Origin of the sequence: Enterobacter sp. S-33, assembly GCF_028735835.1 — a bacterium.
Taxonomy (GTDB): Bacteria; Pseudomonadota; Gammaproteobacteria; order Enterobacterales; family Enterobacteriaceae; genus Enterobacter; species Enterobacter vonholyi.
Genome location: NZ_CP117838.1, coordinates 794,211 through 811,422, shown reverse-complemented (window position 1 = coordinate 811,422; position 17,212 = coordinate 794,211). Strand labels below are relative to the sequence as shown.

The following is a 17,212-nucleotide window of genomic DNA, read 5'->3' as shown; positions in this document are numbered from 1 at the left end:
AAATCATCAAGAGAAAACGAAGGGTTAATCAGAGTTAAAACGAGGGTTAACGAAATGAGGTCTACGGGTAAAAAAAGCCCCCTTCCGGGGAAGAGGGCTTTACAAGGTTAGTTACCGCCGAACATGTCTTTAATCCAGCCCGCAACACCGTCGCTGTCTTTCTTCTCATTCTGCTGCTGCGGCTGTTGCTGCTGCTGTGGCTGAGAAGACTGGTCGAACGGGTTACCGGTCGGCTGTTCAGGCTGGCTCTGCTGGCACAGGGAATCCGGGTTGGTTGTCCAGACCGGCAGAGTACGCATTCCGCCGCCGCAGACGAAGTTACCGGAGCTGTCCACGCCCATATCGACGATATCTTCCGGCGCGACAAGGTTCAGCGGCACCGGGGACTGATTTGCCAGATAGCGCTGGTAAATCGACATCGCCCCGCTCGCGCCGTACAGCTTGGTCGGCTGGTTGTTATCGCGGCCTACCCAGGTGATCACCACTTCACGGCCATCAATCCCGGCAAACCAGGTATCGACGTTGTTGTTGGTGGTCCCGGTTTTACCCGCCAGATGCAGACCCGGATACTTCGCACCCAGCTGACGCCCGGTACCGCGCTGCACCACCTGCTGCATCGTCCACAGCGTCATATAGGCGGCCTGAGCAGGAACTGCACGCTCCGCCTGCGGGAAGCTCTGATACAGCACGGAGCCATCTTCGGCAATCACCGAACGCAGGGCGGAGAGCGGTGCGCGGTTACCGCCGCTGGCGATGGTCTGGAACGCCTGCGCCACTTCGATTGGCGTCAGGTTAAGCGCGCCCAGGATCATCGCCGGTACCGGGTGCAGCTGATCTTTCGCCACGCCCAGCTTCTGCCAGGTATCGACAATGGCCGGCAGGCCCAGCGACATGCCCAGGTTTACCGTCGGCACGTTCATGGAACGGGTCAACGCATCCACCAGCATCACCTGCCCGCTGAACTGCTTATCGTCGTTCTGCGGTGACCACACCTGGCCGTTAGGCTGGCGCAGGGAGATAGGCGCATCCGCAATCCAGGTATTCAGGCGATACTGGTTTGGCTGACTCAGGGCAGTGAGATAGGTTGCTGGTTTTGCCAGAGAGCCGATCGAGCGACGCGCCTGCATGGCACGGTTGTAGCCTGCAAACTGCGGCTCGGCACCTCCCACCATCGCACGAACTTCGCCGGAGTTGCGGTCAACCACCACCATCGCGGTTTCCAGATCGGAGAGCTTACGCTGTTTCTTCAGCGCCGGAATGCCTTCTACCGCCGCTTTTTCTGCTGCATCCTGCGCCACGGAGTCAAAGGTGGTGAAGATCTTCACGCCGGAGAGATCTTTGACCTTATCACCAAGCTTGCTTTGCAGTTCCTGACGCACCAGCTGCATAAACGCAGGCTGAGGCGAGATCACCCCACCGCGCGGCTGAACGCCAAGCGGACGTGCGCTCAGCATGTCGTACAGCTCCTGGTCAATCACCTGCTGTTGTTGCAGCAGACGCAGCACCAGGTTACGACGCTCCAGGGCCAGTTTCGGGTTACGCCACGGATTATAAATGGACGCCCCTTTCACCATGCCCACCAGCAGCGCCTGCTGATCCAGGCTCAGCTCTTCCACCGGACGACCAAAGTAGTACAGGCTCGCCAGCGGGAAGCCGCGGATTTCGTTATCGCCGCTCTGACCGAGATACACCTCGTTCATATACAGCTCAAGGATACGATCCTTGCTGTAACGCGCGTCCATCAGCACGGCCATATAGGCTTCGTTCGCTTTACGCCAGTAGGAGCGCTCGCTGGAGAGGAACAGGTTCTTCACCAGCTGCTGGGTCAGCGTACTCGCCCCCTGCACGGTCCGACCGGCAGTCAGGTTAGCCAGCACCGCACGACCAATCGAGTAGAGGCTGATGCCGTCGTGCTCGTAGAAGTGACGGTCTTCGGTTGCCAGCAGGGTATCGACCAGCAGATCCGGGAAGCCATTACGCGCCACGAACAGACGCTGCTCGCCGTTTGCTGACGAAAGCATGGTGATCAGACGCGGATCGAGACGGAAGAAACCGAACTGACGGTTATTATCCATGTTCTCGATGGTATCCAGACGATCGCCGTCAAAGGTCAGACGCGCTCGCACCTGTCCTTCTTTACTGTCCGGGAAATCAAACGGACGACGGATCATCTCAATGCTGTTGGACTGCACGGTAAATTCGCCAGGCCGCGTCATTTTTGACACCTGACGATACTGGGTGGCTTCCAGCAGTTTAACCATCTCGTTCTTAGTGATGGACATATCTGGCTCAAGGTTCACCATACGGCCATACACTGCCGCAGGTAGCTGCCAGACTTTACCGTCGATACGGCTGCGGATCTTCTGATCCAAATACACGCCGTAAATTGCCATCAGCACGACAAAAACAATAAACAGCTTCAGCAGCAGCCAGAACCAGCCGCGCTTGCCCCGAGGCTTACGCCCTTTGCCTTTCCCTTTACGCGGCATCGGTTCTTCATCCTCATCATCGTCTTCATAGTCATCGTCATAGTCCTCATCTCTGAGGCGACGACGGCTTACTTTTTCTTTCGCCGGACGCGTTGGTTTTCCCTTACGTCCTATTGGCTCGCGGTCATTCCCCGCCATGCTTTTTCTCCGCAACTTTCAGGCGCAAAGGCCAGATTTTCTTTTCTTTCACAGGCCTGTGAAAGAAGAAATCTCTCAAAATTAGTTCTCCCTCTCCCTGTGGGAGAGGGCCGGGGTGAGGCCATCAGGCCACACTCCCTTTTACGAATATTTCTTCGTTCGCCGCGTCGGCGCCGTATTCGCCGGATCGTCCGGCCAGACGTGTTTGGGGTACCGCCCCTTCATCTCTTTCTGCACGTCACGGTAGCTCCCCGCCCAGAACGCCCCCAAATCTCGGGTGATCTGCAAGGGGCGATGCGCAGGCGACAGCAGCTCAAGCACCAACGGCACGCGCCCTTCCGCAATGGACGGCGTGGTGGCTTCACCAAACATTTCCTGCATCCGAACCGCCAGCGCCGGCGGATTATCCTCATGATAACGGATAGTAATCCGGCTTCCGGTCGGCACAGTGTAATGCCCTGGCAGTTCACTATCCAGACGTTGACGTAATGACCAGTCCAGTAAATTCTGTAACGCGGTCTTAACATCAAGCGCCTTAAGGGCTCGCAGGGAGTGTACGCCGCTCATTTGCGGCAGCAGCCAGTGCTCAAGCGTAGCCAGCAGCGTCTCGTCATCCACCGCAGGCCAACCGTATTCCGGCAGCCACTTCGCGGCGCAGTGCAGACGAATGCGGTACTGATCCGCTTCCGGCGTCCAGTTCAGGGCACTCAACCCTTTTTCCCGAATGCCATTCAGCATCGCCTGATGCAGCTCTTCTTCCGACGGCTTCGCCAGCGGCTTCGTTCCAAGCGTCAGCTTTCCAATCCGGCTGCGACGAAACGCCTTAAGCGTGCCCTGGGCGTCATCCCACTCCACGGTATCAGATTGCTGAAGCAGTTGCGGACAGGTACGCGTCAGAGCGTCAATATCTACGGCTATCGCCTGCAGGATACGCGCATCCGGAGAATGGCTGCCCTGCAGCAGGAGCGGCGCAATCAGCCACTCGTGACGCGTCAGGGCGTCATCGCTGTCCAGCATCGCACCCATGCCGTTTGCCAGCTGGTAGCGACCGTCCAGCCCGCGCCGGCGCGCAATCCTGTCCGGGAAGGCCTGGGCCAGCAGGAAGGCAATCTTATCGCTGTCAGGCGCTCCTCCCCGGCTATTCAGGCGTTTGCACAACTGCTGCGCCCGCTGCTGCCAGTTTCCCTGATTGCGCGAAAAAGCCTTCCCCAGATCGCTGCTGCCTCCACGCGGCGGCTCCTCAAGAATAGCCGCCAGTTTTGCCGCCGTGGCAATTTCATCTTCCCCTTGCGCAGCCACCAGCATCGCGGCCAGACGCGGATCGTTGCCCAGCGCCGCCATTTTCTGGCCGCGCGCCGTCAGACGCTCGCCTTCCAGCGCGCCAAGCTGCGTCAGCAACGTGCGCGCAGCGGCGAGGTTAACGACAGGGGGAGAATCAAGCCAGGTAAGCTGTCCAGGATCCGGACAGCCCCACTGCAGCAGATCCATCACCAGACCCGACAAATCACTTTGTAAAATTTCTGGCGTGCTTTGCTGTGCAGCACGTTCAGCCTGTTCCGCGCTGGTCAAATGCAGGCAGATACCCGGCTCAAGACGCCCCGCTCGGCCAGCGCGCTGCACCATCGACGCCTGGCTGATGCGCTGCGTCAGGAGTTTAGTCAGCCCGGTACGCGGGTCAAAGCTTGCCACCCGCTCCTGCGCGCTATCCACCACCAGGCGAATACCTTCAATGGTCAAACTGGTTTCAGCAATGTTGGTTGCCAGCACCACCTTGCGCTGCCCCACCGGGGCAGGAAGGATAGCTTTACGCTGATCCTGCAGTGACAGCGCGCCGTAAAGCGGGCAAAGCAGCACATCGCCGCCTACACGGGTAGAAAGCTGCTCCTGCACGCGCTGGATCTCACCGACACCCGGCAAAAACAGAAGCAGCGAGCCGGGTTCCTGACGCAGCAGTTCTGCGGTTGCGATGGCGACCGCTTCGTCAAAACGCTGGTGGGTCGGAAGCGGTTGATAGCGGCGTTCAACTGGATACGCCCGCCCTTCAGAGCTGATAACAGGCGCATCGGGTAGCGCCTGCCGTAGCCGCTCATTGTCCAGCGTGGCCGACATTATCAAAAGCCGGAGATCGTCGCGCAGCCCCTGCTGAACGTCCAGCAACAGCGCGAGGGCCAGATCCGCCTGCAGGCTGCGCTCGTGGAATTCATCCAGGATCACCAGCCCAACGCCGTTCAGCTCCGGATCGTTTTGCAGCATGCGGGTAAGAATGCCCTCGGTGACCACTTCAAGACGCGTGGTCGGGCCAACGCAGGTCTCGGCACGCATCCTGTAACCTACCGTTTCGCCCGGTTTTTCATTCAGCAGCTCCGCCAGGCGCTGCGCCACGTTGCGCGCGGCCAGCCTGCGCGGCTCCAGCAGGATAATTTTCCCGCTGATGTTCCCGTCTTTCAGAATCTGCAGCGGCAGCCAGGTGGACTTACCCGCCCCCGTCGGGGCATTCAGCAAAACCTGCGGGGAGTGGCGTAAGGCAGCGAGAAGGTCAGGAAGAACGACGGCGACCGGCAATGAGGACACTAACAGCTCCAGAGGGTTAACATTAGTCGGCGTACATTGTAGCATCGGCGCATATCATTACCGAGTCCTCCGTATGCCTGAGTCGAAACGGCTGTTTTTTGCCATTGAATTGCCCACCACGATACAGCGTCAAATTGTTCGCTGGCGTGCTGACAACTTCGCGCCGGAAGCAGGCCGTCCTGTTGCGGCGGCTAACCTGCACCTGACGCTGGCCTTTTTGGGCGACGTCAGCGCCGAAAAACAGCGGGCATTAGCCGCAATGGCCGGGCGTATTGCCCAGCCGGAATTTACGCTGCAACTTGACGACGCGGGTCAGTGGCTGCGTTCGCGCGTGGTCTGGCTGGGAACGCGCCAGCCGCCGCGCGGATTATTGCAGCTGGCGAACATGCTGCGCGCGCAGGCGGCGCGCAGCGGCTGTTATCAGAGCCCACAGCCGTTTCATCCACATATCACGCTGCTGCGCGATGCCGGTCAGGCCGTTGCCATCCCGCCGCCGGGTTTTCACTGGGCGTTTCCGGTCAACACATTCGCGCTTTATGAATCCGTCTTTGCACAGGGACGCACCCGTTATACGCCGCTACAGCGCTGGACGCTGGGCAACACCGAAAGGAATTCTGATGAAGTTTAGTCCTCCTCTGCAGCACGCCACGTTAATCCAACGCTACAAACGCTTCCTCGCCGATGTGATTACCCCCGAAGGGGTTCAGCTCACCCTGCACTGCCCCAATACCGGAGCCATGACGGGATGTGCGACGCCGGGTGACAGGGTCTGGTATTCCACATCAGAAAATAGTAAACGGAAATATGCCCATACCTGGGAAATGACCGAAACCCAAAACGGGGCATTTATTTGCGTTAATACCCAGCGCGCCAATCAGCTGGTTAAGGAAGCGCTGACCCTTGGCACAATTCCCGAACTGGTGGGATATGGCACGCATAAAAGTGAAGTGAAATATGGCGATGAGGGCAGCAGAATTGACTTCATGTTACAGGCGGAAGACAGGCCGGAGTGCTATATTGAAGTGAAATCAGTGACGTTAGCGGAACAGGAAAATGGCTACTTCCCGGATGCGGTAACGCTACGTGGCCAGAAGCATCTGCGAGAGCTAATGAGTGTTGCGGCGGCGGGCAAACGCGCCGTATTGCTGTTTGCAGTATTGCATTCAGCCATTGAACGTTTCTCCCCTGCCCGCCATATTGACCCTAAATACGCGCAATTGTTGAATGAGGCACAAAAGCAGGGGGTAGAGGTTTTCGCTTATAAAGCGGAACTTTCTGCCGATAATATGACTCTGAGATCCTCTCTTCCCATTGTCTTATAAGGGATTAGACGATTGACGAATAAGTGTTCTGGCCGCGTGCGCAAATACGCTTTTCCTCACAGGCTTGTCAAGTGTTACGTTTAGATAATTGCCATACGGAAAAGCATCTGCTATTTATAGCGACCTGATTTTTCCCCCAACACGGGGATCGATAGTGCGTGTTAAGGAGAAGCAACATGCAAGAAGGGCAAAACCGTAAAACATCGTCCCTGAGTATTCTCGCCATCGCTGGGGTGGAGCCGTATCAAGAGAAGCCGGGCGAAGAGTATATGAACGAAGCCCAGCTGTCGCACTTCAAGCGTATTCTTGAAGCATGGCGTAATCAACTCAGGGATGAAGTCGATCGCACCGTTACTCATATGCAGGATGAAGCTGCCAACTTCCCGGATCCGGTAGACCGTGCCGCTCAGGAAGAAGAGTTCAGCCTCGAACTGCGTAACCGTGACCGCGAACGCAAACTGATCAAAAAGATCGAGAAAACGCTGAAAAAAGTCGAAGACGAAGATTTTGGCTACTGCGAATCCTGCGGTGTTGAAATCGGTATTCGTCGCCTGGAAGCGCGTCCAACCGCCGATCTGTGCATCGACTGTAAAACGCTGGCCGAAATCCGCGAAAAACAGATGGCCGGTTAACACCAGCGCTGTTTACACACTCCAAAGGCGGGAGTCTCTCCCGCCTTGTTACTGTTGATATGTCTGAATCACACTATATTGGGCGCTTCGCGCCATCTCCTTCCGGTGAATTACACTTCGGCTCATTAATTGCCGCGCTCGGCAGCTACCTGCAGGCTCGCGCCCGCCTGGGAAAATGGCTTGTCCGCATTGAAGATATTGACCCTCCGCGTGAAGTTCCCGGTGCAGCAGAGACCATTCTGCGTCAGCTGGAACATTACGGTCTTCACTGGGATGACGAGGTGCTCTGGCAGTCAAAACGTCACGATGCTTATCGGGAACGTCTGGCCTGGCTTCGCGATCGGGGGCTTGCCTATAACTGCACCTGCACCCGCGCGCGTATCCAGAGCGTGGGTGGGGTCTATGATGGCCACTGTCGTACGCTCAATCTCCCCCCGGAAAATGCCGCCGTGCGCATCAAGCAGCGCTCCCCGGTGACGCGCTTTAACGATCTCCTCTCCGGTGAGATTCATGCCGATGAACGTCTGGCGCGTGAGGACTTTATTATTCACCGTCGTGACGGCCTTTTCGCCTACAACCTGGCCGTGGTCGTCGACGATCGTTTTCAGGGCGTGACGGAGATTGTGCGCGGGGCGGATCTGGTCGAGCCCACCGTGCGACAAATATCGCTGTATCACCAGTTTGGCTGGACGGCCCCGGATTACATTCATCTGCCGCTGGCGGTTAATGCGCAGGGCTTAAAATTGTCAAAGCAGAACCACGCCCCGGCCCTGCCAGAGGGCGATCCGCGTCCTGTTTTGATCGACGCGCTGCGGTTTCTCAACCAGAATGTAACCAACGAATGGCAGGATCTGCGTATTGACGAACTGCTGAAAATGGCCGTTGCCAACTGGACGCTCGCGGCAGTGCCCAAAATCCAGCATTCTCAAATGCGTTGCGCTGAGCTATGATTAGCCGCTTTTTTCATAACAAAACACACTACGAGGTGTACCATTTTTACCCGAGTCGCTAATTTTTGCCGTAAAGTGCTAAGCCGCGAAGAGAGCATGGCGAACGATGCTATTGCACAGCCACACATGTCGGTTATTCCGCGTGAGCAGCACACAATTTCCCGCAAAGATATCAGTGAAAATGCCCTCAAGGTGCTCTATCGTCTGAATAAAGCGGGCTACGAGGCCTATCTCGTAGGCGGTGGAGTGCGTGATTTACTGCTGGGCAAAAAACCGAAAGATTTCGACGTGACGACCAGCGCCACGCCTGAGCAGGTGCGCAAACTATTCCGTAACTGCCGTCTCGTTGGCCGCCGTTTCCGTCTGGCTCACGTGATGTTTGGCCCGGAAATTATCGAAGTGGCAACCTTCCGCGGCCACCACGAAGCCGGCGCGTCCGATCGCACGACGTCACAGCGCGGCCAGAACGGTATGCTGCTGCGTGACAATATCTTCGGGTCCATCGAAGAAGATGCCCAGCGTCGCGACTTCACCATCAATAGCCTTTATTACAGCGTGGCGGATTTCACCGTGCGCGATTACGTCGGCGGCATGCAGGACCTGAAAGAAGGTCTGATCCGTCTGATCGGCACGCCGGAAACGCGCTACCGTGAAGATCCCGTGCGTATGCTGCGCGCCGTGCGTTTCGCCGCCAAGCTGAACATGCGCATCAGCCCGGAAACGGCAGAGCCTATTCCGCGTCTGGCGACTCTGATTAACGACGTGCCCCCTGCCCGCCTGTTCGAAGAGGCCCTGAAGCTGCTGCAGGCCGGCCACGGCTTTGAAACCTACAATCTGCTGCGTGAATACAACCTGTTCCAGCCGCTGTTCCCGACCATTACCCGCTACTTCACCGAAAACGGTGACAGCCCAATGGAGCGGATGATTGTGCAGGTGCTGAAAAATACCGATACCCGCATTCGCAACGACATGCGCGTGAACCCGGCGTTCCTGTTTGCCGCGATGTTCTGGTATCCGCTGCTGGAAACGGCCCAGCGCATCACCCAGGAGAGCGGACTCGCCTATTACGATGCGTTCGCGCTGGCCGCCAACGACGTGCTCGACGAAGGCTGCCGCACGCTCGCCATTCCGAAACGTATTACCACTCTGGTGCGCGATATCTGGCAGCTTCAGCTGCGCATGTCCCGTCGTCAGGGCAAACGCGCCTGGAAGCTGATGGAGCATCCTAAATTCCGCGCAGCCTTCGATCTCCTGTCGCTGCGCGCGGAAATTGAACGCAACCAGGAGCTGCAGCGTCTGGCGCAGTGGTGGGCCGAATTCCAGGTTTCCGCCCCGCCAGAACAAAAAGATATGCTCACCGGGCTGGATGAAGAGCCGGAACCGCGTCGCCGTCATCGTCGCCCGCGCAAACGCGCGCCGCGTCGTGAAGGAACAGCATGACCCTCGCGTATATCGCCATCGGCAGCAATTTAGCCTCTCCGCTGGAGCAGGTGAATGCTGCCGTACAGGCGCTGGGTGAGATCCCGCAAAGCAAGATTGTGGCTGTCTCCTCGTTCTACCGCACTCCGCCGCTGGGTCCGCAGGATCAGCCTGATTATCTGAACGCCGCCGTGATCCTTGAGACTGAACTGGGCCCAGAAGAGCTGCTGGACAATACCCAGCGCATCGAACTGCAGCAGGGCCGCGTTCGCAAAGCCGAGCGCTGGGGACCGCGCACGCTGGACCTCGACATTATGCTGTTTGGTCACGAGACCATTAACACTGAACGTCTCACCGTTCCGCATTACGACATGAAAAATCGCGGGTTTATGCTCTGGCCGCTGTTTGAAGTCGCGCCCGATCTTATCTTCCCGGATGGCACCCCACTTAAGTCCATTCTGGACAGCCTCAACGCGGAAAGACCCGCTCGCTGGTGATCGGGTCCCCCTGCTGATTAGCCTCAAAATAATTGTGGCTAATCGGTTACCTAAAATCATTGTTCCCTCGAATGTTACTGTTAGAATGCGCAAAGATTCGCTTTGGGCTATCAGGAAACAGTATGAAACCAACCACCATCTCCTTACTGCAGAAATGCAAACAGGAAAAAAAACGCTTCGCCACCATCACCGCGTATGACTACAGCTTCGCCAAACTGTTTGCCGAAGAGGGGATCAACGTCATGCTGGTCGGAGATTCGTTAGGGATGACGGTACAAGGACATGATTCCACCCTGCCGGTGACGGTTGAGGATATCGCTTACCATACCCGCGCCGTGCGCCGTGGCGCCCCAGCCTGCCTGCTGCTTTCCGATCTGCCGTTTATGGCCTACGCCACGCCGGAGCAGGCATTTGAAAACGCGGCAGCGGTGATGCGTGCGGGCGCTAATATGGTCAAAGTTGAAGGCGGCGCCTGGCTGGTGGATACGGTGAAGATGCTCACCGAGCGTGCCGTGCCGGTGTGCGGCCATTTGGGTTTGACGCCGCAATCCGTCAACATCTTTGGTGGATATAAAGTGCAGGGCCGTGGTGATGCAGCCCAGACGCTGCTGGATGATGCCCTGGCGCTGGAAGCCGCAGGTGCCCAACTGCTGGTGCTGGAGTGCGTGCCGGTTGAGCTGGCGAAGCGCATTACTGAAGCTCTGTCGATTCCGGTGATTGGTATTGGTGCGGGCAACGTGACTGACGGTCAGATTCTGGTGATGCACGACGCCTTTGGCATCACTGGCGGACATATTCCAAAATTTGCCAAAAATTTCCTCACCGAAGCGGGCGACATGCGCGCTGCGGTCAGGCAGTATATTGCCGACGTTGAATCCGGTGTTTACCCGGGTGAAGAACACAGTTTCCATTAAGGAGTCTCGTTGTGCTAATCATTGAAACCCTGCCGCTGCTTCGCCAGCATATCCGTCGTGCGCGTCAGGAAGGTAAACGTATCGCACTGGTCCCGACCATGGGCAACCTGCATGACGGCCATATGAAGCTGGTTGACGAAGCAAGAGCCCGTGCAGATATCGTGGTGGTCAGTATCTTCGTTAACCCAATGCAGTTTGACCGCGCCGACGATCTGGCACGCTATCCGCGCACCCTGCAGGAAGATTGCGAGAAGCTCAAAAAACGCCATGCGGATATCGTCTTCTCACCTGCACCGGCGGATGTTTACCCGCAGGGTACTGAAGAGGCAACCTACGTTGACGTCCCGGGCATTTCCACAATGCTCGAAGGCGCGAGCCGCCCGGGTCATTTCCGCGGCGTTTCCACTATCGTCAGCAAGCTGTTCAACCTTGTGCAGCCGGACGTTGCCTGCTTCGGTGAGAAAGATTTCCAACAGCTGGCGCTGATCCGCAAGATGGTTGCGGATATGGGTTACGATATCGAGATTGTCGGCGTACCGATTGTACGCGCCAAAGACGGTCTGGCGCTCAGCTCGCGAAATGGCTACCTGACCGCCGACCAGCGTAAAATCGCGCCGGGCTTAAGCAAGGTCATGAATACCATGGCAGAACAGCTTCTGGCGAAAGAGTTAACTGCCGAAGAGATTATTGCTCTGGCTGAACAGGCGCTGAACGATAAAGGCTTCCGCGCTGATGATATTCAAATTCGCGATGCCGACACGCTTCTGGAGCTTACACAGACCAGCAAACGTGCGGTCATTCTGGTGGCGGCATGGCTTGGTCAGGCCCGCCTAATCGACAACAAAGTGGTTGAACTGGCGTAGGTTTCTCTACCCGGAAGATGAAAGGTAAACGTAATGATTCGCAAAATGCTGCAAGGTAAGCTTCACCGTGTGAAAGTCACCCAGGCCGACCTGCACTATGAAGGCTCCTGCGCCATCGACCAGGATTTCCTTGATGCCGCGGGCATCCTTGAAAACGAAGCGATTGATATCTGGAACGTTAACAACGGCAAACGTTTCTCAACCTATGCCATCGCCGCCGAGCGCGGGTCTAAAATCATCTCCGTTAACGGCGCGGCAGCGCACTGCGCGGACGTGGGCGATATTGTGATTATCGCCAGCTTCGTGATGATGTCTGATGAAGAGGCACGCCGCTGGCAGCCGAAAGTCGCCTATTTTGAAGGCGACAACGACATGAAACGTACCGCGAAGGCGATTCCGGTTCAGGTTGCTTAAGCATTATCCCTGCGGCTGATTGCTGATCAGCCGCGACATTGTTTCCAGCGAATCCGTTCTTAAGATGTACAGGCGTTTCAGTAAGAACGGATTATCCCCCGGCTTCACCTTCCCTTTCACCGTCGTCACTGCCAGATGGAAACCGGCATCATTTGCCGCCTTTATCGCTTTATTGTCGTAGCCGCCAAACGGATAGGAAAGATAGAGCACGCGCGGGTTAAACTGCGCCAGCGCGCGACGCGAGCGTTCAAAATCAAACAAAATCACGTGATAGCTGCGGCTCAGTAAAATCGGGTGCTTATACCCATCCACGCGGTGCAGGAAGTGGGTATGTGACTGAATATCAAACACATCCTGAATGCCCTTTATCTCCTGCACGCTCATAAACTGCAGCGATTTGGGGTCCCATTTCTGCGGGTGGCCTTTAATGCGGGAAGAGATAATAAATGCGGTAGCCTTGAAGCCGTATTCTTTCAGCACAGGATAGGCATAGCGGCTGACAGATTTCAGGCCGTCGTCAAAGGTTATTACCACCGATTTTGCAGGCAGGTTCATTTTGTTACGCACGTACCCTTCCAGCTGGTACATCGTCAGGGTGGTATAGCCTTGATCGCGTAACCAGGCCATCTGGTTGTTAAACGCACGTACGCTGGTGGTCGTGGACGTATGTCGAAAGCGCGTGTTTTCTTCATCACGCAAAATATGATGGTAGGTCAGAACCGGAAGTCCATTATCTTCCTGCGCATCCAGGCTGCTGATCCACGCCAGACGATTGCCGATGCGGATCTGAAACCAGGTCTGATTCAGGCGGTCTTTCAGTTTGTTTAATATGGGATAGCGAAGATTGGCGCTTAATGTGCCGAACGGCGCGCTACCGCTCGACGGCGCGTTATAGACCGGCGTGTCTTTCCAGGTAATGAGATTCTGATTGCTCAGGGGTTTATTGAGATCCCCGAGGCTGTCCTCAACGCGCTGTTTCCCCTGAACCGGCTCCAGGTGCCCTTTATCGATAAAACCCGTGCCAAAACCGAAGCGAAATTCATAGTAGTCCGCCGCCGCGGGCACAACGGCGAGGATCTGCCCGGCGCGCACGTTACCGACGTTGATCACGCTGTTTCCCACCTGCGCCCAGATTGCCGCGTCTTCGGTGGTTTGCATGTACTGGGCAGGCAGCGTTTGCTGGCTGAGTAAACTGGCTGAGCTGACGCCGGAAATGAGCATCAATAGCAAGAAAAGAATGCGCGGTAGCATGGTTTCTTAATCGGTGCGGAAAACTGCCGCTATTGTAACAAATGAGACATCAATACCAACGTTTAATTCTTATACAAATCGTGGAGCAGGACGAAAGGAGGATTTTTTTGCTGCTGATGCCACAAGCTGCTGACGCCCGGAACGCCCTGCGCCACGATGGCCTGGCGAAACTCAGCGCTGCTTAAGGATCCACGCTGCGGATACATTAACGCCAGCAGGGAGAGGTTAATACCCGAGATCACTTCACAGCACGCGTGCTTATGGCTGAGCAAAGCGGCTGCGCGGTAAGGCGCCGCGCCCGATTTATCGGTAAGAAAGATCACGCCATCACCGGTGTCGGTTTCATGCAGGGCATCGCACATCATGCGGCTAAGCATGTTGGTGCTCAACCCGCGCCAGTAGTTTACCGCCCGGCATTGCACCAGCGGGCCAAATCTGGCTTCAAGCTTATCCAGTATTTCCTGCGCCTGTTCATCGTGGCAGGTGATAACCCATCCCAGCATAACTCTCTCCTTAGCAGGCAAGTAGTTTAGCGAAGTGAAGGTTAGCTTTCGGTGATAGCTGTCAAAGAAAGTGCCCGGCAAACTAAACGTCGCCGGGCAAAAGATTAGCTGCGCAGACCGCGTCCGCGCTGGATCAGATACCAGCAGAGCAGGTAGAAGGCGATGATGAACACCACCAGCACCGCTACCGTGGTAAACAGCGGCACATCGGTAATGCCGAGGAAGCCAAAGCGAAAACCGCTGATCATGTAGACAATCGGATTCAGGTGCGACAGCGCCTGCCAGAACGGTGGCAGCAGCGTCAGGGAGTAGAACACCCCGCCGAGATAGGTCAGCGGCGTCAGCACGAAGGTCGGAATCAGGCTGATATCGTCAAACGTCTTAGCGAACACAGCGTTCAGTAGTCCGGCCAGCGAGAAGAGGATTGCCGTCAGGAGCAGCGTCAGCGCGACGAACAGCCACGAGTGGACCTGGAACGGCACGAAGAACAGCGAAATCGCCGTGACCAGGATCCCCACGCACAGCCCGCGCGCTACGCCGCCGCCAACATAGCCCGCGATAATGACGTGCGTCGGCACAGGCGCAACCAGCAGCTCTTCAATATTGCGCTGGAACTTAGCGCTGAAGAATGACGACGCTACATTGGCGTAGGCGTTAGTAATCACCGCCATCATAATCAGTCCCGGCACGATAAACTGCATATAGGTAAAGCCGTGCATTTCACCAATCCGGGAACCAATCAGGTTACCGAAGATGATGAAATAGAGCGTCATCGTGATGACCGGTGGCACCAGGGTTTGCACCCAGATACGCATAAAGCGGTTAATCTCTTTCGCCCAGATACTTTTCAGCGCGACCCAGTATAGATGCGTCATGCCTTGTCTCCTTGTTTGTCCTGTACCAGAGAGACAAACAGCTCTTCCAGTCGGTTCGCTTTGTTACGCATACTTAAGACCTGAATCCCCTGCGCGCTCAGCTGCGAGAACACGCTGTTAATCCCCTGCTCGCGCAGCACTTCCACCTCCAGCGTCGAGGTATCGACGAGGCGATACTGATACCCTTCAAGCTTCGGCAGCGGGCTTTTAGCCGCCAGATCGAGGATGAAGGTTTCTGATTTCAGCTTGGAGAGCAGATTCTTCATCGAGGTGTTCTCCACCAGCTCACCGTGCTGGATGATGCCGATGTTGCGGCAGAGCATTTCCGCCTCTTCAAGGTAGTGGGTGGTCAGAATAATGGTGGTGCCTTTGTCGTTGAGGTCTTTCAGGAAGCCCCACATGGAGCGGCGCAGTTCAATATCGACACCCGCCGTTGGCTCATCAAGAATCAGCAGTTTTGGCTCGTGCATGAGCGCGCGGGCAATCATCAGGCGGCGCTTCATCCCGCCGGATAACATCCGTGCGCGTTCGTTACGCTTTTCCCACAGGTCGAGCTGCTTGAGGTATTTTTCGCTCCGTTCAAGGGCTTCTTTACGCTCGACGCCGTAATAGCCAGCCTGGTTAACGACGATCTGCTGCACCGTCTCGAACGGGTTGAAGTTGAACTCCTGCGGTACCAGACCCAGCTGGCGCTTGGCGTTGACCACATCTTTTTGCAGGTCGTAACCAAAGACGCTCACCCGGCCGGACGTTTTATTGACCAGCGAGCTGATAATCCCAATGGTGGTCGATTTCCCCGCGCCGTTCGGCCCCAGAAGCGCGTAAAAATCACCGGCCTCTACTTTTAGATCTATTCCGCGTAGCGCCTGAACGCCGCCCGGATAGGTTTTTTTAAGCTGCTCAAGCTCCAGTGCAATTGCCATGAAATTAACTTACCTTCAGTTCTGACACACGTTGTGTGGTTTCATTAAAAGTCGGGTTACCCTATAGTAGCGCAACGCAATTACTCGGTTACAGGTCGCTAACCTCCATGAACAACATAGATACACTCATCAGCAACAATGCACTATGGTCAAAAATGCTGGTGGAGGAAGACCCCGGATTTTTTGGAAAACTCGCGCAGGCGCAAAACCCACGCTTTCTCTGGATTGGATGCTCCGACAGCCGCGTACCGGCGGAGCGCCTGACCGGCCTTGAGCCCGGCGAACTGTTCGTTCACCGCAACGTTGCCAATCTGGTGATTCACACCGATCTCAACTGTCTTTCTGTTGTTCAGTATGCCGTTGACGTTCTGCAAGTCGAGCACATCATCATTTGCGGCCATTACGGCTGCGGCGGCGTGCAGGCGGCGGTTGAAAACACGGAGCTGGGGCTCATTGATAACTGGCTACTGCACATCCGCGATATCTGGTTCAAACATAGCTCACTGCTGGGTGAAATGCCGCAGGAGCGTCGCATGGATACCCTTTGCGAACTCAACGTGATGGAGCAGGTGTATAACCTGGGCCACTCAACGATCATGCAATCAGCCTGGAAACGCGGGCAGAAGGTCTCTATCCACGGCTGGGCGTACGGAATTCACGATGGTCTGCTGCGCAATCTGGAAGTGACCGCCACCAACCGCGAAACGCTGGAGCAGCGTTACCGTTCGGGGATTGCCAACCTTCAGCTTAAGCATGTGAATCATAAATAAAGCCGGGGATGTTCTCCCTCTCCCTGCGGGAGAGGGCCGGGGTGAGGGCATCAGCCCGCAATTACTCGTCCAGCAATACCACTTTCCCAACATACGGCAGATGGCGATAACGCTGCGCGTAGTCAATGCCGTAACCGACGACGAATTCGTCAGGAATTGAGAAACCCACGAACTCTACCGGCACCTGTACTTCACGGCGGTCAGGCTTATCCAGCAGGGTGCAAATCGCCAGCGATTTTGGCTCACGCAGGCTCAGGATCTCGCGCACTTTTGACAGCGTATTGCCGGAGTCGATAATGTCCTCAACGATCAACACATCTTTGCCACGAATATCTTCATCCAGGTCTTTCAGGATTTTCACATCACGGGTGGTGGACATGCCGCTGCCGTAGCTGGAGGCGGTCATAAAATCGACTTCGTGGGGCACATGCACTTCACGGCACAGGTCTGCCATGAACATGAAAGAGCCACGCAACAGACCGACCAGCACCATTTCGCTGCCGCTGTCCTTGTAATGTTCGGTGATTTGACGACCCAGTTCGGCGATACGCGCTTTGATCTCGGCTTCCGGGATCATCACTTCAACAGTATGTTTCATATTACTAACCAAATGATTTTAATGAAAATCTCTCAATACGGATGAGTTAATATCCAGCACTGATACGCAAGCCCCTCATTATA

The 17,212-nt window shown here is 56.1% G+C and carries 17 protein-coding genes; 10 read left to right on the top strand and 7 right to left on the bottom strand.

Annotation, left to right across the window (positions count from 1 at the left end; all coding sequences use genetic code 11):
• Window positions 1–107: 107 nt before the first annotated feature.
• Window positions 108–2,627, bottom strand: coding sequence for a bifunctional glycosyl transferase/transpeptidase (mrcB, locus tag PUP35_RS03760; protein WP_274242082.1), 2,520 nt, complete (start codon window positions 2,625–2,627; stop codon window positions 108–110).
• A gap of 141 nt (window positions 2,628–2,768) precedes the next feature.
• Complete coding sequence (gene hrpB / locus PUP35_RS03755; protein ID WP_274242080.1) at window positions 2,769–5,198, bottom strand: ATP-dependent helicase HrpB; 2,430 nt, start codon at window positions 5,196–5,198, stop codon at window positions 2,769–2,771.
• 73 nt (window positions 5,199–5,271) lie between these two features.
• On the opposite strand from hrpB, the gene thpR reads away from it, so the two are divergent.
• From thpR to panD, 9 genes are all read left to right on the top strand, one after another.
• Window positions 5,272–5,826 carry an RNA 2',3'-cyclic phosphodiesterase gene (gene thpR / locus PUP35_RS03750; RefSeq protein WP_115876418.1) on the top strand — a complete coding sequence of 185 codons (555 nt, stop codon included), beginning with the start codon at window positions 5,272–5,274 and terminating at the stop codon, window positions 5,824–5,826.
• Window positions 5,816–6,520, top strand: coding sequence for a DNA/RNA nuclease SfsA (gene sfsA / locus PUP35_RS03745; RefSeq protein WP_023310436.1), 705 nt, complete (start codon window positions 5,816–5,818; stop codon window positions 6,518–6,520). The genes thpR and sfsA overlap by 11 nt, the downstream gene beginning before the upstream one ends.
• A 176-nt stretch (window positions 6,521–6,696) precedes the next feature.
• Window positions 6,697–7,152, top strand: a complete 456-nt coding sequence (gene dksA, locus PUP35_RS03740) for an RNA polymerase-binding protein DksA (RefSeq protein ID WP_001155232.1) — start codon at window positions 6,697–6,699, stop codon at window positions 7,150–7,152.
• A gap of 59 nt (window positions 7,153–7,211) precedes the next feature.
• The gene (gene gluQRS / locus PUP35_RS03735; protein WP_133293801.1) at window positions 7,212–8,102 is read left to right on the top strand and encodes a tRNA glutamyl-Q(34) synthetase GluQRS; all 891 of its coding nucleotides are present in this window, start codon (window positions 7,212–7,214) and stop codon (window positions 8,100–8,102) included.
• Between the two features lie 42 nt (window positions 8,103–8,144).
• Window positions 8,145–9,542, top strand: coding sequence for a polynucleotide adenylyltransferase PcnB (gene pcnB / locus PUP35_RS03730; protein WP_202977124.1), 1,398 nt, complete (start codon window positions 8,145–8,147; stop codon window positions 9,540–9,542).
• Window positions 9,539–10,018: a 2-amino-4-hydroxy-6-hydroxymethyldihydropteridine diphosphokinase gene (gene folK / locus PUP35_RS03725; protein ID WP_248175383.1), complete on the top strand. Its 480-nt coding sequence runs from the start codon at window positions 9,539–9,541 to the stop codon at window positions 10,016–10,018. The genes pcnB and folK overlap by 4 nt, the downstream gene beginning before the upstream one ends.
• A 122-nt stretch (window positions 10,019–10,140) precedes the next feature.
• Entirely contained in the window at window positions 10,141–10,932 is a 792-nt protein-coding gene (gene panB, locus PUP35_RS03720; protein WP_045401071.1) for a 3-methyl-2-oxobutanoate hydroxymethyltransferase, read from the top strand.
• A gap of 11 nt (window positions 10,933–10,943) precedes the next feature.
• Window positions 10,944–11,795 carry a pantoate--beta-alanine ligase gene (gene panC / locus PUP35_RS03715; protein ID WP_111964013.1) on the top strand — a complete coding sequence of 284 codons (852 nt, stop codon included), beginning with the start codon at window positions 10,944–10,946 and terminating at the stop codon, window positions 11,793–11,795.
• 33 nt (window positions 11,796–11,828) lie between these two features.
• On the top strand, window positions 11,829–12,209 hold the full coding sequence (gene panD, locus PUP35_RS03710; RefSeq protein ID WP_006810068.1) for an aspartate 1-decarboxylase: 381 nt from the start codon (window positions 11,829–11,831) through the stop codon (window positions 12,207–12,209).
• 3 nt (window positions 12,210–12,212) lie between these two features.
• Here the strand turns inward: panD and PUP35_RS03705 are convergent, their stop codons facing one another.
• The 4 genes from PUP35_RS03705 to PUP35_RS03690 all read right to left on the bottom strand — a co-directional run bounded on the left by PUP35_RS03705 (window position 12,213) and on the right by PUP35_RS03690 (window position 15,761).
• Window positions 12,213–13,460, bottom strand: a complete 1,248-nt coding sequence (locus tag PUP35_RS03705; protein WP_115876423.1) for a polysaccharide deacetylase family protein — start codon at window positions 13,458–13,460, stop codon at window positions 12,213–12,215.
• A gap of 62 nt (window positions 13,461–13,522) precedes the next feature.
• Window positions 13,523–13,963, bottom strand: a complete 441-nt coding sequence (locus PUP35_RS03700) for a PTS sugar transporter subunit IIA (protein ID WP_133293795.1) — start codon at window positions 13,961–13,963, stop codon at window positions 13,523–13,525.
• A gap of 104 nt (window positions 13,964–14,067) precedes the next feature.
• Complete coding sequence (locus PUP35_RS03695) at window positions 14,068–14,838, bottom strand: ABC transporter permease (RefSeq protein WP_023334536.1); 771 nt, start codon at window positions 14,836–14,838, stop codon at window positions 14,068–14,070.
• Window positions 14,835–15,761, bottom strand: a complete 927-nt coding sequence (locus PUP35_RS03690; protein ID WP_008501946.1) for an ABC transporter ATP-binding protein — start codon at window positions 15,759–15,761, stop codon at window positions 14,835–14,837. Before PUP35_RS03690 ends, PUP35_RS03695 begins: the two co-directional genes overlap by 4 nt.
• A gap of 107 nt (window positions 15,762–15,868) precedes the next feature.
• Between PUP35_RS03690 and can the strand changes: the two genes are divergently transcribed.
• Entirely contained in the window at window positions 15,869–16,531 is a 663-nt protein-coding gene (gene can, locus PUP35_RS03685; RefSeq protein WP_008501947.1) for a carbonate dehydratase, read from the top strand.
• Window positions 16,532–16,592: 61 nt separating this feature from the next.
• Here can and hpt read toward each other — a convergent pair whose 3' ends face one another.
• A complete protein-coding gene (gene hpt, locus PUP35_RS03680) occupies window positions 16,593–17,129 on the bottom strand; it encodes a hypoxanthine phosphoribosyltransferase (RefSeq protein ID WP_008501948.1) in 537 nt (178 codons plus the stop codon).
• Between the last annotated feature and the right edge of the window lie 83 nt (window positions 17,130–17,212).